The 16,533-nt window shown below is 42.6% G+C and carries 14 protein-coding genes; 3 read left to right on the top strand and 11 right to left on the bottom strand.

The window, feature by feature from the left end; all coding sequences use genetic code 11:
- Nucleotides 1-16: 16 nt before the first annotated feature.
- The 6 genes from gatA to RI557_RS01350 form a co-directional block, all read right to left on the bottom strand.
- Nucleotides 17-1,426 (bottom strand): Asp-tRNA(Asn)/Glu-tRNA(Gln) amidotransferase subunit GatA, encoded by a 1,410-nt coding sequence (gatA, locus tag RI557_RS01325; protein ID WP_310681574.1) that lies wholly within the window; start codon nucleotides 1,424-1,426, stop codon nucleotides 17-19.
- Nucleotides 1,427-1,448: 22 nt separating this feature from the next.
- Nucleotides 1,449-1,634 carry a twin-arginine translocase TatA/TatE family subunit gene (gene tatA / locus RI557_RS01330; RefSeq protein WP_151167902.1) on the bottom strand — a complete coding sequence of 62 codons (186 nt, stop codon included), beginning with the start codon at nucleotides 1,632-1,634 and terminating at the stop codon, nucleotides 1,449-1,451.
- A gap of 79 nt (nucleotides 1,635-1,713) precedes the next feature.
- Nucleotides 1,714-2,973 carry a peptidoglycan DD-metalloendopeptidase family protein gene (locus RI557_RS01335; protein WP_310681576.1) on the bottom strand — a complete coding sequence of 420 codons (1,260 nt, stop codon included), beginning with the start codon at nucleotides 2,971-2,973 and terminating at the stop codon, nucleotides 1,714-1,716.
- Complete coding sequence (locus tag RI557_RS01340) at nucleotides 2,921-3,727, bottom strand: DUF4292 domain-containing protein (RefSeq protein ID WP_310681578.1); 807 nt, start codon at nucleotides 3,725-3,727, stop codon at nucleotides 2,921-2,923. Before RI557_RS01340 ends, RI557_RS01335 begins: the two co-directional genes overlap by 53 nt.
- A 4-nt stretch (nucleotides 3,728-3,731) precedes the next feature.
- Nucleotides 3,732-5,486 (bottom strand): tetratricopeptide repeat protein, encoded by a 1,755-nt coding sequence (locus tag RI557_RS01345; RefSeq protein ID WP_310681579.1) that lies wholly within the window; start codon nucleotides 5,484-5,486, stop codon nucleotides 3,732-3,734.
- Entirely contained in the window at nucleotides 5,464-6,462 is a 999-nt protein-coding gene (locus tag RI557_RS01350; RefSeq protein ID WP_310666738.1) for a sugar phosphate nucleotidyltransferase, read from the bottom strand. The genes RI557_RS01345 and RI557_RS01350 overlap by 23 nt, the downstream gene beginning before the upstream one ends.
- An 88-nt stretch (nucleotides 6,463-6,550) precedes the next feature.
- On the opposite strand from RI557_RS01350, the gene RI557_RS01355 reads away from it, so the two are divergent.
- Nucleotides 6,551-6,925: a hypothetical protein gene (locus RI557_RS01355; protein ID WP_310666739.1), complete on the top strand. Its 375-nt coding sequence runs from the start codon at nucleotides 6,551-6,553 to the stop codon at nucleotides 6,923-6,925.
- Here the strand turns inward: RI557_RS01355 and RI557_RS01360 are convergent.
- Genes RI557_RS01360 through rseP form a run of 3 tightly spaced genes read right to left on the bottom strand, consistent with a single transcriptional unit; the run spans nucleotide 6,913 to nucleotide 10,399 of the window.
- Nucleotides 6,913-8,184: a cation:proton antiporter gene (locus RI557_RS01360; protein WP_310666740.1), complete on the bottom strand. Its 1,272-nt coding sequence runs from the start codon at nucleotides 8,182-8,184 to the stop codon at nucleotides 6,913-6,915. The genes RI557_RS01355 and RI557_RS01360 overlap by 13 nt on opposite strands.
- Before the next feature lie 48 nt (nucleotides 8,185-8,232).
- Entirely contained in the window at nucleotides 8,233-9,057 is an 825-nt protein-coding gene (locus tag RI557_RS01365) for a hypothetical protein (RefSeq protein ID WP_310681580.1), read from the bottom strand.
- Nucleotides 9,058-9,067: 10 nt separating this feature from the next.
- Nucleotides 9,068-10,399, bottom strand: a complete 1,332-nt coding sequence (gene rseP / locus RI557_RS01370; protein ID WP_310681581.1) for an RIP metalloprotease RseP — start codon at nucleotides 10,397-10,399, stop codon at nucleotides 9,068-9,070.
- Between the two features lie 120 nt (nucleotides 10,400-10,519).
- Between rseP and RI557_RS01375 the strand changes: the two genes are divergently transcribed.
- Nucleotides 10,520-12,565 carry a S9 family peptidase gene (locus tag RI557_RS01375; RefSeq protein ID WP_310681582.1) on the top strand — a complete coding sequence of 682 codons (2,046 nt, stop codon included), beginning with the start codon at nucleotides 10,520-10,522 and terminating at the stop codon, nucleotides 12,563-12,565.
- Nucleotides 12,566-12,979: 414 nt separating this feature from the next.
- On the opposite strand, the gene RI557_RS01380 is transcribed toward RI557_RS01375, so the two are convergent.
- Together RI557_RS01380 and RI557_RS01385 are read right to left on the bottom strand one after the other, a co-directional pair.
- A complete protein-coding gene (locus RI557_RS01380; protein ID WP_310681583.1) occupies nucleotides 12,980-14,416 on the bottom strand; it encodes a T9SS type A sorting domain-containing protein in 1,437 nt (478 codons plus the stop codon).
- A gap of 67 nt (nucleotides 14,417-14,483) precedes the next feature.
- Complete coding sequence (locus RI557_RS01385) at nucleotides 14,484-15,332, bottom strand: DMT family transporter (RefSeq protein WP_310666745.1); 849 nt, start codon at nucleotides 15,330-15,332, stop codon at nucleotides 14,484-14,486.
- 71 nt (nucleotides 15,333-15,403) lie between these two features.
- Between RI557_RS01385 and RI557_RS01390 the strand changes: the two genes are divergently transcribed.
- Nucleotides 15,404-16,429, top strand: coding sequence for an NAD(P)H-dependent glycerol-3-phosphate dehydrogenase (locus tag RI557_RS01390; RefSeq protein ID WP_310666746.1), 1,026 nt, complete (start codon nucleotides 15,404-15,406; stop codon nucleotides 16,427-16,429).
- Nucleotides 16,430-16,533 lie beyond the last annotated feature (104 nt).

Consider the following 16,533-nt stretch of genomic DNA (forward strand, 5'->3'; position numbering starts at 1 on the left):
AGTTTTAACGAAATAGTTACTCAGTTAGTGTGCTAGCGAAACTGAGCAACTTCTTTTCTTCGAATGAACCGGCCATTATTTGCAGTCCATAAGGCATTCCGTTGCTGTGAAATCCAGCCGGAATCGATATTGCTGGTGTCCCGGCCAAGTTGGAGTGGACCGTGAAAATATCTTCCAGATACATCGAAACGGGATCATTATCATTGGCTCCAAACTCAAAAGCTGTCTTTGGAGTTGTTGGAGACAGGATGAAATCATAATCCCTGAGCATTTCATCAGTTTTTTCGCGAATAATTCTTCTAACTTTTTGTGCTTTAGAGTAGTAAGCATCGTAATAGCCGGCACTCAAAACAAATGTGCCCAGCATGATTCTGCGTTTTACCTCAGTGCCAAAGCCTTCAGTTCTCGACTTTACATAAGTTGATTCGAGATCCTCTGCCTGTTCGCTTCTGTAACCGTAACGCATTCCGTCATAGCGCGACAGGTTACTCGATGCCTCAGCATTTGAAAGCACGTAATAAGTTGGAACGAGTTTATCTAAAATATCAAGACTCACATAATCAATAGTGTGGCCTTGTTGTTTTAGCGAGTCTATTCTTTCTTCGAGATTCTTTTTTATTTCAGGATCGAGTCCGTCAGTCTCAAAAGTTTCTTTGATGACTGCAATTTTTGCTTTGCCATCAAACTTTGGAGCTGTTGAATAAGCATCCGTCTTTTTCGTTGAGGCAGTGCTGTCTTTTTGGTCAGATCCGGCAATAACCTCCAGGATAAGTGCCGAATCTTCAACCGAGTTCGTAAGCGGGCCAATTTGATCGAGCGATGACCCGTAAGCGATAAGCCCCCAACGTGAAACTCTTCCGTAAGTAGGTTTGAGACCTACAACACCACAAAATGAAGCGGGTTGACGAATAGATCCACCAGTGTCGGATCCAAGAGTTGCAAGACATAATCCAGCAGCTACAGCAGCTGCTGAACCACCGGATGATCCACCGGGTACCCGGTTCTGATCGTGAGGGTTTTTCACCGCACCATAAGCCGAGTGCTCATTAGAACTACCCATTGCAAATTCATCACAATTCAGGCGACCGATGATCACGGCATCCTCTTCGAGAAGTCTTTCCACAACGGTTGCACTGTAGAGTGACTCAAAGTTTTCCAGGATTTTTGAGGAAGCACTCACAGCATGACCTTTGTAGCAAATGTTGTCTTTTAAGCCGATTACCATTCCCGCCAGCTTTCCGGCAGAGTTGTTTTTCAGCTTTTCGTCAACTTTTTTGGCCTGCTCGATAGCATCCTGATCAAAAACCTCGAGAAAGGCATTGAGCGACTCTTTTTCTTTAATGGTTTCAAGGTAGTTGCGCGTAATATCTACAACGGTTTTACCGTTTTCGATTTCGCGCTTTACCTGTTCAAAAGATGTGTACACGTGATTGAGTTTTGAGAACGTGTTAGCTTTCTTTTTTGTCTTCTACTTTGTTCTTTTTGGAGTTTGCATCATCGTCTTCGTTAGAAGCGTCTTTAAATTCTCTGATGCCTTTTCCAAGTCCTTTCATTAGCTCGGGAAGTTTTTTACCGCCAAACAGTAAAAGTGCGAGCAAAAGAATGAGGACGATTTGCCATGGACCAATATTCATAATTTCCTCCTATATAGTTCTCGTTTATTCAACGCTAAATTGATGGGCAAAGGTACGAAAATGAACGGCAAAATTGAGACTATCTTGCTTTATAAAGCCAATATGCAGGGTTGAGGGTTTCAGCCTTTTGTCCTTTGCGTATTTGGAATTCCATTTCAGTCTTGCCCTGGCTGGTTCTAATCGTGCCGATAGCTTGTTTACTGGTTACTTTTTCACCGGTTGTGACGAATACGTCATCGAGTTTTCCGTAGGCTGTGAGGTAATCTCCGTGACGGATTACCACAACTTTTCCGGCACCCGGAATGATCAACACTTTGCTCACTTCACCGTCAAATACAGCTCGTGCAGTTGATCCTTCTTCAGTGCTGATGGCAACACCGTCATTTTTTACTTTCAGGTGGCTGAGTACCGGGTGTGCTTTGATTCCGTAACTCTGCGTGATAACACCTTTTTCTGTAGGCCAGGGTAGTTTACCCTTGTTGCTTGTAAAGTCATCGGCAAGTGCTTTTGCTTCAGGTGTTAGAGCCCATTCGCTTTCTTTTGATTTTGGATTGGCTTCTCGAGACTTACGCAACTCCTCGGCAATAACGCGCTGAATCGCTTTTTGGATAGCGAGCTGTTCTTCCTGTTTCTTTTCGATTTCTTTTTTGAGTTCACGCTCTTTTTGCTTGAGGTTGTTTGCGAGCGATTCCTGCTCATGTTGTTCCCCTGCAAGTTTTTGTTTTTCAGAACTCAAATCGGTGAGGAGTTGCTCCTTTTGTTTTCGGTCTTTTTTGAGTTGATCGGTTTCTTCCTGGAGTTTTTTCTCAAGTCTTTTGATTGCTGCAGCTTGCCTTTTGCGATACTCGGTGTATTCGCGCAGGTATTTTATTCGCTTGTAAGCCTGGTTGAAGTCTTTGGCCGCAAAAACGAACATGAGTTTATCGTAGCTGTTCTGGTTGCGCTCAGCAAAACGAATCAACTCAGCGTATTCTTCTTTGAGCTTTTTGAGGTCGTTGTGCATCGACTCTAAAAGGGCTTGATTTTCTTCAATTTCGTCAGAGAGGAGGTTGATCTCGGTTCTGATTGTGGTGATGAGTTGTTGGCGCTCATTGATTTTTTTGTTGATCAGAACCAAATCGTTGAGCGTACTTTGCTTTTGCTTTTTGGTTTGTTCGAGCAGCTTGTTTTTGTACTCAATATCCTTTACGAGGCTTGACTTTTGCTTTTCCAGCTCTTTGCGCTTTTGGCTCTGACCAAAAACTACCGAGCAGCTCAGGAGAAGAACAAAAGCCAGTGTTGTTGCTTTAGCGAATGGGCGTATAGCTGTCGTATATTTTGAAAGGAAAGCGTTCCTCATCGTTAATGTTTATTCGCGAATATTGGTTTTCAATAGTAAGCTTTTGCTTTGACTTGATGGTTATGGTAGACTCAGTTGCGAGGACAAAGTTGTCGATTTCTTTGAAATCCTGATAATCGATGAGGGCACTTCGTTTATTTCGTAAGTCGAGTATTTGCAATTTTGATAATCGGTAGTTTGCCGGATTGATCCAGTTACTGATTACGATATCGTCATCAATCTTGTGACTTTTTTCTCTGGCTTTTTTCAATTTGCGCTTTTTGAGCGTACTCAGCAGGTAGAGATCGTTATCGTTACTCCGCTTGATATTGGGGTCATCAATGTCGATTGCATTGCCGAGAAGGATTGACTGCAACTGATTGAAGTCGATATTGAGATCTAACTTTTCTTCGAGGAAAGAATATTCTCCGCTGAAGTATTCTTTTTTCGTTTTGTTGACAAAAAACAAACTGTCAGGACGAGCCAAAGCACGTGCAACTTCGTAACCGTATGCGGTAAATGAAATCCATATAACGGAATCAACCTGAATGCGGCAATTCATTTTTACGCTGTTCTTTTTGTCTTTCGATTTTATGTCGACAGCAGACTTAAATGAAATGGTTTTTGGGTTTATCTCGTGCTTTTTGATACTGTCGATGAGTTGTTCTGTGCGCTTGTTCAGGTCAGCTTTAGCGCCATCACCAGCTTTTTGGGTGGCTTTACAACTGTACAGCACTAACGGAATGATGAATAGGAATAAAATGTTACGCATCATAAGCTTACTGTGCAGATTGAGTTAGTTTTTCGTCAATTTGATCTGAAGCGGCTCCTGTATCTTTCGCTTTTTTCCAGTACTTACGGGCTGCTTCCTTTTGACCTAATTTGTTGAGTACATCACCGTAATGCTCCAATATTTCACCCTGGCTCATTCCGCCATTTTCAAGAGCAGTTTCGAGGTGTGTTTTTGCTTTTTGATATTCTCCTTTTTGGTAGAGCACCCAGGCATAAGTATCTAGATAAGTAGGATTTGTAGGATGTCTTTTAACTGTTTGAGAAGCCATCTCCTTAGCCTTTTCCAGGTTCTCCTTGCGCAAGCTCAAAAAGTACGCATAGTTGTTGAGCACATAATCGTTTTTTGGATTGAGCTTTAGAGCATTTTCATAGTTGAGCCATGCTTTCTCGTATTTTTCGAGATTGTAATAAGCATCACCGAGGCTACTGTAGAACTGCGTTTGAAGAGACTGGTTGTCAACTACCAGATTTTTTCCCTGCTCCAATGCAAAAGCTGCTTTGTCGTAGTTTTCGAGTTGTAAGTTGCTGAGTCCGTTCATGAGGAACGATATGGGCTGACTAGGAAACAACTCCATTGCAGCAGCACTGTGCTCCTGGAGTGATTCTGTTTTATTGAGTTCACTTTCAATGATGAGTAGTTGATTCCAAACGAGAAAACGGCTGCTGTCAAGTGCGATACTTTTGATGTATTTCTCGCGCGCTTTTTCTGAGCTTCCCTCTCTTATGAGGAAGTCTCCATATATGGCAAATGTTTTAGCTTCATCAGGGTGTGACTTTTCAAGGATCGAGAGCAACTCAAGACTCTTTTGTGCCAGTTGATCACCCGGATCTGAAACGCGGTAGTAATTCAGTAAAATTTTGACTTTGCTGTCGATGTCGAGCTCGGGATTTGCAAAAGCCTTTTTGCGCTCTTCAAAGGCCAAATCGTCTTTACCGGCATCTTCGTAATAATCGGCAAGGGAAAGCGCGATTAGCGGATTTTCGGGGTCTAGGTCGCGCAGCTTTTTGAATGTTTCAATCGCTTTTTCATATTCTCCCTGGCTCCGGTACAATGAAGCTAACATTCCGCGGTAATTCGCATTTGTGGGATCGTTTTTGATCAGCTTTTTGACTTCTTCCTCGGCCTTTTTGTTGTTGCCCTGCTTTGAGTGCAGCTTGTACTTCTGCTTGATGATATCGGCATTGAACCCTATTTTCTCCTCAATTTCATCGTACACTACGAGTGCATCATCAACGCGGTTTTCGTAGAGGTACATATTGGCTAATTCGTAATAGTAGCGGATTTGACCGGGATTTAACTCAGTGAGTTTTTTAAATGTTTCACCAGCTTTCTTGTAATTGTTCGTTCGTTTGAGTAGATCAGCGTAATGATCGAGGTACCAGCGGTTGGTGTCTTCTACAGAAATTGCTTTTTGAATGGAGGTAACCGCTTTTTCGTAATCGCTTTTTTCGGTCAGAACCAGAGACTTTTGGTATAAAGTTGCCGGATGGCCGGGAACCATTTCAAGGCATCTGTCAAATGATGAGAGTGCTTGATCCCAGTTCTCGAGCGACTTTTGCTTGATTCCGTCAAAGTATGCCGACTTAAACGAGTTTGAGTTCAGCTTGTCATTTGGTGTGTACCCTGTTTTATTTTGAGTTGCTTTATCCTTTTTAGCTGCTTTGTTGAAAACAGAGCAGGAACTCAGCAATAAAATCGAGAGAAAAACACCGGCTATTTTACTGTTTTGAATAATCTCCAATACTTAAATCTTTAGGTTCTGACTTTAAGGTAACGTGATTCCCGATCATTGAGTTATCAGCGTTCAATCCTTCAATAACCGTGTTGGTGTAGACGATGCTGTTTTTGATCACACTGTCTTTAACAGTTGTGTTTTCGTGAATACTAACGTGCGGCCCCACAACGCTATTTTCAATGACAACATTTTCACCGAGATAACAAGGTTCGTTAATGATGCTGTTGATGATCTTAGCCGATGAGTCTTTTTGATCTTTATCGCTGTTGAAAGCTAAAATGCGCGAATTGGTGTGAACTGTAGCGTTTTTGTTTCCGCAATCGAGCCACTCTTCAACTTCTCCCGGAACGAATTCCATCCCTTTTTCGGTCATGTTGCGCAGAGCATCTGGAAGTTGGTATTCGCCACCTTTAATAATGTCGTTTTCGATGAGGTATTCGAGTTCCTTGCGAAGTGTTGCACCATTTTTGAAATAGTAAATCCCGATCATCGCCAGATCTGAGACATATTCTTTTGGCTTTTCAACGTATTCGGTAATGACACTATTATCATCGATTTTCACAACGCCAAATTGGCTGGGGTCTTCAATTTTTTGAACCCAAAGGACACCGTCTTTTTCAGCGTTGAATTTAAAGTCGGCTTTGAAAAGTGTATCGGCAAAAGCGACAATCACATTGCCTTCGAGTAATTCTTTGGCACACAAAATTGCATGAGCTGTTCCAAGTGCTTCATCCTGGTAACAGATGTGGCCTTTTGCTCCCAGGTCATCAGCTACTTCCAGCAGTTTTTTTTCTGTTTCAGATCCAAATCTACCTGTAACAAAAGCAATATCGGTGATTTTTTCATCAGCAACATTAGCAATGTCTTCAACCAGTCTTTGAACAATTGGCTTTCCTGCAATAGGTAAAAGTGGTTTGGGAACAGTGAGCGTATGCGGGCGCATCCGTTTTCCCATGCCCGCCATTGGAACAATTATTTTCATGCGTGGAGAAGTCGTTTTATTTTCGCCAAAGGTAGTATTTAATGCATTTTTGACCTAAAGACTGTCAGAACCAAAAAAACATGTGTTTATGAATGGGATTGTCGTGAAAAAGCTGGATGAAATTGGCCAAAATGAAAACGGATCAACTTTTGGTTTGGCCACTCGCACAGCTGAAGGATTTATTGTTGCTCAGCGCAAAAAAGGATCGAAGAGTGGAGGGCATTACCACAAAGGAAATTCGGCTACTAAAAACCCTGAAATTTTGATTTTGACCAGTGGTTTAGCTAAGGTTTATGGCTCTGACCGAAAAACAGGAGAAACGTTTCATCACGAAGTTCAGGCTCCGGTTGAGTTGAATATTTACCCAAATGTGATTCACACCGTTGAAGCCGTTACAAATATTTCGTTCATCGAATTCAATTCTCTCGATGAGCACAAAGCAGATACCTATTACGAGGACTGATCTTTTGTGTGTTGATCTATGGCTTCCTGTTCTTGCCTGGCGATTTCATCATCGTAGAGCTCATCGTAGATATCAGTCTTTTTGCTCGATATCAAACTCCAGGTCATGATGATGCTGGTACCTAATATCACATATAACAAGATTCCCGATTCAAATGCTTCAATTTGGTACTCGCTTGGAATAGCGAAGTAGAGCAAGATGGTGATCAAACCTCTTGGTGCTATCCATAGCTCTGTTTTAGCAGCTTTCCGCTCGATAAAGAAAAGGAAAATGAAGCGTATCAAATAGGCTGCAGCCAGAATGATGACACTCACCAGAAAAACTTTTACTGATACGAGCGAAGAAAGAACGATCGTCATCCCAAATACCACGAAGAAGAAAGTGCGCACCACAAATGCGGTTTCGATCGTGATAAGCCTGAAATCGACCAGAACCCTGCGCATAGCAACTGGTTTGATCCAGCGACTAAGGCGACCCTGGAAAAATACTTTACGGTTGTTGAGTATCAGGCCAAATGTGAGAATAATGAGTAATGACGACAAGTGAAGCATTTTACCCAGTGCGTAGAGTAACACCAAAACTGCAATCAGTAAAAACAGCTTTACTTCCGATTCGATTTTTTGGAATACCCACACGAGAGCATAACTCAACACGAAAGAGAGCAAGATCGTGATGAGCGTATTCGTTCCAAAGTTAGCAAGCATAGCCGAACTGCTCTCGGCATCGACAGCCCCGGCATAAAAGTAGAAGAACATAATCCCGAAGATGTCGGAAAAGGTACTGTTGTAAATCAAAAATTCTTTCTTGTGTTCATCTAAAGAACCAACAGACGGAATCACAATAGCACTACTCAAAATACTCATCGGCATGGCGTAGAAAATACTTTGCTGAATCGAGGCACCTGTAAAAAACTGCACGATGTAAGTGAGCACAGCCGTTGTAGCCAGTAACTCCAGCAATGCAACCGACATGGATTTGATAATGATGGGCGCTTTGTCCTTCGTGAGTTTGAGGTCGAGTGCGGCTTCCAGCACGATCATAATTAATCCCACAATCCCCAGTAACTCTAAAATAGACATCATATTGATCTCGCCCATTTCAAAATAATTCATCAACTGGTTGAGGATGATTCCGGTCGTGATGAGCATTAAAACTGTTGGAATATTCGTGCGCTTGCTGATGAGGTTGTAGAAGTAACTCAATACAACAATGACACTAACTCCAATAAGAAAAATATATGGTGAACCGATGTTTGGCATGAGTCAATTTTTGATCAATTGGGTTGTAAAGATAATAGTCGAAAAGAACTATCGTTCAGTAGCTGCTTGAAATTGCGAATAAATAATCTTCGCTAATTCCGGCATGTAAGTCTCGTTAATGGTCAGAACCGAATTGTCACTGGCCGGAACTTGAATAGCGGCTTTTCCACCGTGCAGCCAGGTTCCGTCAGTCTTGTAAACTGAATAATGAGCCTGTAAATTTCTGTTGTAGCGATTGTGCTGAATGTCGAGCTGACTCGCATCCATCGGGATAACGAAATCGAGCTGGTTGATGGAAACCAAATAGTCAGTTTGGTGTTTTTCGCGCAAGAGGAATAGGAAATCATCACGCTGAAAAACCGCATTCATGTACTTGTCACCTTTACTCCGGTTTGTGCGTAACTGACCGTTTTCTATGTAAGTCCCCTCGCGTTTTGGCTCTTCTTTCTTTTTAAATTTCGACTTGAATTTATCGAGCTTCGATTTTTCCTCTTCGACTTTTGGAACACCAACATACTCGTATTTCATCGAGTTAAAGGCGAGCTCGTTGTTTTTCACGAGCACTGCTTTACGTGGGTTCTGAAAGTGAATAGAAGAAACGCTGTCACCAAATGTTTTGGAAACCGCTTTTACCAATCCAAATTTCAACGTGTCGCTGAGCTCTTCAAACTTGAGCCCGTTCACGTTCATCAGCTCCTGCGAAAAATGACATTTGAAAAGCGCATCTTTAAACGGCACAACGTATAAATCGCCCAGTTCGCTGGAAGCTGAAGCCTTATCATCAGACTCACCGGCATTTACCCGATAAGTCTCGTCCTGCGCAAAGCTGTTGAGCGCAGTGAAAAAGATCAATGAAAGAAGTAATTTTTTCATGTTTTATTCTCTAATCTAACATCCTCAAAACATCGTTACCATTTGCCCAAAGAAGCAAAGTGAGCAACAGTAGCATTCCTGCCAGTTGAGCGTATTCCATGAATTTTTCGCCCGGCTTTCTTCCGCTTACAATTTCGTAGAGCAAGAACATGACGTGTCCGCCATCAAGGGCCGGAATGGGCAAGATATTCATAATTGCTAAAATGAGGGATAGAAAAGCTGTAAGGTTCCAAAAAGTTCGCCAGTCCCACGCACTTGGGAAAAGGTTCCCGATAGTACCAAAACCACCGAGCTGACTAACACCTTCTTTGCTGAAAATAAGGCTGAACTGATCGATGTAGCCGCCCATTTTGTCCAGTGCTAAATTATAACCGGCCGGGAATGCCTCAAAAAAGGAATAATCTTTTTGTGTGAGTTCAAAAAAGTTAGTGATAGGCTTATTTCCAACGCCAACTTTGCCGTCTTCGCCAACCATTGCAGAGAGCGTTACAGGCTCACCATTGCGCTTTACTGTAATCTCGACTTCTTCCCCTTTCATATCCTGAACGGTTTTAGCAAAGTCGATGAAATACTCAGCATTTTTCCCGTTTACAGCCATGAATTTGTCGCCCTTTTGTATTCCCGCACTTTGGGCAGGTGAGTTTGGAAGAACAGTATCGGCAATGAACGGAATACGCTCTGTGAACAGCGATTTCTCTCCTGAGGCTAACATCTTTTGAGCAAATTCGTGCGGTACGCGAACCGTTCGGGTCTGACCATTGTTTTCAACTGTTACTTCGTTGATTTCCTCATTTAGAAGAAGTTCCTGTGTGATTGTAGCATAAGTGTAATCTTTTGGGAGCGGTTCTCCGTCAATTTCAATTACACGGTCTCCGTCCTTAAAACCGGCTTGTTTTGCTGTTTCACTTACGTGAACACCGTATTTGGCATCTTCAGCGCTGAGGTAGGTTTTTCCCCAGGTCATCATGATCATGGAGTAAATGAAAATGCCCAGGATAACATTTACCGTGACACCGCCCAGCATGACGATGAGTCGCTGCCATGCAGGTTTGGCTCTGAATTCGTAATCCTTTGCGGGTTCTTTCATCTGTTCCTTGTCCATGCTCTCGTCAATCATGCCCGAGAGTTTGACATAACCGCCCAGCGGGAGCCAGCCAACACCGTATTCAGTATCACCTTTTTTGGTTTTAAAAAGTGAAAACCACGGATCAAAAAACAGGTAAAATTTTTCAACTTTAACTCCAAATAGCTTGGCGGGCAGGAAGTGGCCAAACTCGTGCAAAATCACCAATATGGATAAGCTCAACAGCAGTTGAGCGGCTTTGATCAAAATATCGTCCATCGTAAAATTTGATATTAAATGGCAAATGTAGGAACCACAAATCAGTAAACTATTATTTTTATGCCCGCTATGGGTTAAAAATCTATAAACTTAACGCAAAACAGGTAAAGAAAAGTTACAATGAAAAAAGTCGCAATAGCAGGAATAGCAGTAATTTTTAGTCTTTTGAGCTTCGGTCAGAACCGAATGACTCCCGAGAAATTATGGGAATTGGGCCGCGTAAGCGGTGAGGTTTTTGTCTCACAATACGATTTAGTTGTTTACAGCGTCACGAAATACGATGTTGCAAAAAACTCGGGCGGTTCTGATTTGTATGTACTCAACAACCGCACCGGACAGGTGAATCAAATTACCGAGATGGAAGGTTCTGAACACGGTGTTCAACTACATCCCAGCGGAAAAAGGATTGGATTTATCAATCACGGGAAGCTTTTTGAAGTTGACTTGAGCGGAATGAATGTTCGCACAATGGAAAACCAGGATGTAGCTGTTTCTCATTTCAAGTATTCACCTTCAGGTGACAAGATTGCTTTTACAACTGATGTGAGGGTGAAAGATCCACTCGTAGCGAAATACCCTGACCTGGGACGAGCAAATGCTAAAATCTACACCGATTTAATGTACCGTCACTGGGATACATGGGAAGATGGCTCGTACAGTCATCTTCACGTTGCCGATTACAGAGAAGGAGTAATCTCCAACATTGAAGATATTATGCCGGATGAGCCTTACGATGTTCCGGTTAAGCCTTTTCACGGAGGTGAAGACTTTACCTGGAGTCCGGATGGCACAACTCTGGCTTACGTTTGCAAGAAACTCACAGGAAAAGAATATGCCGAAAGCACAAACACCGACATCTATTTTTATGATGTAGAATCAGGAAAAACCGAAAATGTAACGGAAGCAAATAAAGGGTACGACACTGATCCGCAATTCAATGAAAACGGAACTCTTTTCGCTTGGTTGAGCATGGAGAGAGATGGTTATGAGTCTGACCAAAACGAATTGAAAATTGCTAATACAGATGATATCAAAAACCCTGTAAACATCACCCAAAACTGGGACCGCCAGCTTTTTGGATTTGCTTTTCACGGGAACAACGAGGTTATCATCAATGCTGGTGACGAGGCTACTTACCAGCTTTACAGCATGTCAGCTGTAATTGATAAAAAAGTGAAAAGTCTCGATGAAACACGCAAAGCATTGACATCAGGAGATCACAATATTACCGGTATTGTTGGTGTTGGGCCAACACGAGTAGTGGCTCACAAATCCACGATGAACCGTGCTAATGAGTTGTACAGCTATAACATTGAATCTGGTGAAGAAAAGCAATTGACGAAAGTGAATGACAAAGCGTATTCAAAGATCAAAGACAGCAAAATTGAAAAGCGCTTTATCGAAACCACTGATGGTGAAAAAATGCTAACCTGGGTGATCTATCCGCCAGATTTTGATCCAAAGAAAAAATATCCAACACTCCTTTATTGCCAGGGCGGACCACAGAGTGCTGTTTCGCAATTTTACTCTTTCCGCTGGAACTTTCAACTAATGGCGGCTAAAGGTTACATAGTTGTAGCGCCAAACCGTAGGGGTTTGCCAACTTTTGGACAAGAATGGAATGAAGAGATCAGTAAGAACTGGGGCGGACAGGCAATTGACGATTACAAAGCGGCATTTGATGCCGTGATAGAAGAGCCGTATTGCGACAACGAGCGCACCGGAGCTGTGGGAGCGAGTTACGGAGGTTATTCGGTTTACTTCCTTGCCGGTAACCACGAAGATCGTTTTAACACGTTCATCTCACACTGCGGATTGTTTAACCTCGAGAGCTGGTACGGATCTACAGAAGAGCTATTCTTTGCCAACTTCGATATTGGCGGACCTTACTGGGGAAGTAATCCACCCGAGAGTTACGAGAAATATTCTCCTCACAACTTTGTAGACAACTGGGACAGCCCGATGATGGTCATCCACAGCGGAAAAGATTTTCGTGTTCCATACACGCAGGGAATGGAAGCTTTCCAGGCCGCTCAGTTAAAAGGATTAAAAAGCAAATTTCTCTATTTCCCTGATGAAAACCACTGGATTCTCAAACCACAAAACGGATTACTGTGGCAACGTGAATTTTTCTCGTGGTTAGAGGATACGATTGATGGAGAGTAAAAAGTAAAAGTACCGGGTTCTGATCAGTTTAATGGTCAGAACCCTTCCTTTTGAACTCATTCAATTTTTCTAAAGTTCGAACTTTAGAAAAGTTCTTCAACATCGAGGATTAATTGCATTAGGACTGTTTTTTAAACCATTTAGAAATGAAGAGTCATTGAGTGACGTTTTAAAGAACAAACAGTTTGAGGCGAGAATGAAATTCAATCTACTCACGATATGATTTTACGAGTTTTCTTAACCTTGGCCTTGACCTCGGCCTTAACTTTGGTGGTTGGTTAGTTTGCAGGTTGGCCGAAACGAACGATCTATCACCCGAACGCCAAACTTTATAACAACTTAAACACACAATAATTCCACAACTCAATTAGAACTCCTCTCGGCCTTAACCTTAGCCTCGACCTCAACACTTGATTAATAAACGATCCATTTTGCTGTTTTTACCGGTTCACCATTTTGGGTGAGAACACCAAAATACAGTCCCGGCTCATCAACTCTCAATCTTTTTTGAAAATTACTTCCCTGTACCGGGAAATGCATGACCTCCTGCCCCGTGCTGTTGTAGAGTGTGAACACAGCGTCTTTTCCTAGTAGGTGAGCTTTGTCAATAGCGAGTGTACTGTTTTGCCGGGTAGGATTGGGGTAAATAGAAACATTCACGTTTTGTTTAACGACATCATCAACCCCCAGGCACAACTGGCTGATACAGCCATTGGGATCAGCTTTGACGATCCAGGCGTTTTGGTCAGGATTAGATACCTCCCCGGCCATGATGAAGCCACCATCTGAAGTTGCTTCAATGTCCAAAAGACCCGTTCTGTCAGAATTGTTGTATTTGTACCACTCGATGTCGAGGCTGTCCCCGTTTGAGGCAGAAACCTTCATAAAAAAAGTACTGTCAACTGGAGGTACTCCAAAAGGCCCACCGGTAAGGTTAATGATCCCGTCTTTAAGATAGCCCTCTGTTGGCAAAATACTTCCTTCCGGAAAATATTCCTTACTCCATTCAATTGAGTAATCATCTGTTCTTAATTTGATTAAAGCAGTGTTTTGTTGGTTGTTCACTATTTTACCAGCACAGAAATAAACCTCATCATTTTCATAACTTCCCGTATTGATAAAATCAACACCTAATGAGTAATCCTGATAGATTGTATCGTGTTCAATATTCCCCGTCTCAGGATCTAATACAATTAAACCGGGTTTTAAGTCAGCAACGTTGTATTCAACTATATAGCCAATTAGAACCTTATTATTCAATGAATAAACTTTGGCATTCCTGTCAAAAAGACCAGGGTTTGGTATGATTTTTCTCCATCTTTCATTACCCTGCAAGTCCGTATTGATCACGAAAATATCGATATCATTGTTATTCTCAACACGTCCTGTAAGAATGAGTGTAGAGTCATTGACCTGGGCGACATTGCTGGTAGCTGTCCACCGTCCCATATCGTATACTCTCGTAAAAGTGTGATCGAGCAAAGTGGTATAAAAGCTAAGGATAGCGATACTGTCCTGGCTGGGGTCATAGAGATAGGCGAGTTTTGAATTTGAAGTAAAAGCTAATGATCCTGCTCTACCGTCATAAAGCCGTTGGTTGTTGTACTGTACTTTCGTACTGGTAATCGAATCGCCCTGTTCATTGATCTTGACGAGTTCGAGGTCCCGGTAGTTTTGTGTACTTATCCACTGTGAAAACACATATTGTCCGGGGCTTATTTCTTCAACATTACTCGAAGAGTTAATGCGGCCATTATGATCAAAATCTTTGCTGAAAACATGCTCTACCTGTGCCTTTAAACAGGTAGTACTGATCAGTAAACTGAAGAATATGATTAATAAACGATCCATTTTGCTGTTTTTCGACTAACTGTCATCGAAGCTATGAATTTATTTTTGATTTGGCTATGACCAAAATCTAAGCAGACTTCCTGTTCAGCCGTTTTTTCATTAGTAGATTGGCGATGACACCGGAGATCACGAGTCCGATCCCTACAAACATCGACCAGTCGTGCGAGATGCCGAAAATCGAGTAATCCCAAAACAGCGCGAAGATGATGCCCACGTATTTCAGCGGGGCTATTTGATTGGCTTCCTCGGCCTGCCAGGCTTTTGTCATAGTGACCTGTGCGAGCTGTGTGAATACGCCCATAGCAAGAATGATGAGCCAGTCCCACCCAACGGGCGTTTCCCAGTAAAAAAGCGAAACAACTCCCATGATAGGTGTGGCGATAAGCGGAAAGTAAAACACCACCACTACGGGGTGGTCAGATCCTTTCACCTTCCCGATCATGTTGTAGGCGAGTCCGGCAAAAACAGCCGATACCACCCCGGCAATCATGTAGATGAGGTCGATGTCATCGTTGAATCCTTTGATGACGATAATACCCGCAAAAGAAAGAGCAAAAAAGAGCCATTGAACAGGCTTCATGGGTTCTTTCAATATCCAGATGGCAAATAATGCCGTGAACATCGGACTCAAGTACTGGATCACGATAGCCGTTGCGATGGGCAGGTTCTGAAGAGTGAAAAAGAAACTCGACAGGGCAATGACGCCAAAGATTCCGCGCAGTACCAAATACTTGCGCTTGTTGCCGAGCGGATTTACGCCAGCTCTTTTCAAAATGATGAGGCTCAACACCAGCGATACGATGGATCTGAAAAAAACGAGCTCAGTAAAGGGCAAGTGGCTCAAAAACTTCACGCACAACTGCATGAGGCTAAAGCACAAAGCCGATATGAGCATGTATTGAACCCCTTTATTCACGAGCGTGCAAAGGTGGTGTTTTTTGTGAATTTTGCAGTGGAGTAGGCGTAATTTCGAGATAAATTACAACTTTGCTGTTCACCAAACACGAAAGCGTTTTGAAAAACAATCCGTCTGTAGCTGTTATTGGAGGAGGAAGCTGGGCATCAGCCATCGTAAAGATGCTCACCAACAATCTCGATCGCGTAAATTGGTGGATGCGAAACGAAAAGAGTGTTGATCACCTCAAAAAGTACCATCACAATCCCAAGTATTTGCAATCTGTGGAGTACAACATGGACAAGATTCATGTGAGCACAGATCTAAAGGAGATTATCGACAGCTCACAGGTGTTGGTAATGGCCACGCCATCGGCATTTATCGCCAATATGTTTGACGATTACCCGCGCGATGGGATGGACAAAAAGATCATCATCTCGGCTATTAAGGGGATTGTGCCGGAGTTCAACGCTATTCCGGCCCGTTATTTTCACAAGACGTTCAGAATCCCTTACGAGCAAATAGGGATGATCTCAGGGCCTTGTCACGCTGAAGAAGTGGCGCTCGAGCGCTTGTCATATATCACGGTTGCCTGCCCCGATCAGGACATAGCGGCTAATTTTGCCAAAATGCTGGATTGCCGTTACATCAAAACTTCTATTTCTGATGACCTGTTCGGAACCGAGCTCTCAGCAGTTTTAAAAAATGTGTACGCCATAGCGAGCGGTATTTACAGCGGACTCGGATACGGGGATAACTTCCAGGCGGTTTTGGTTTCAAATGCGATACAGGAAGCGGAACGATTCATCGATGCTGTAAACCCGATTCACCGCGATGTACTGACATCAGCTTATCTTGGGGATTTGCTCGTGACAGCATATTCAAAATTCTCGCGCAACCGCACTTTCGGTTTTATGATCGGGAAGGGATATTCTGTAAATACGGCCCAGCTTGAAATGGATATGATTGCTGAGGGCTACTATGCTGTAAAAAGCATTATGGCGATCAACGAAAAATTTGAAGTTGATTTGCCTATTTGCCAGGCAGTTTATCACGTGATCTACGAAAAGATTTCGCCTGTTATTGAAATGAATATTCTGGCGGATAAACTCAGTTAGTTTAATGTTTAACGTTTAGTGTTTAAGGGGTTTCATTCCTCAGTTTCAACTTTTCTAAAGTTCCAAACTTTAGAAAAGTTCTTCAAGAATCATTAAGGCGGTGA

Source organism: Salibacter sp. (genome assembly GCF_031581065.1).
Lineage (GTDB): Bacteria > Bacteroidota > Bacteroidia > Flavobacteriales_G > Salibacteraceae > Salibacter.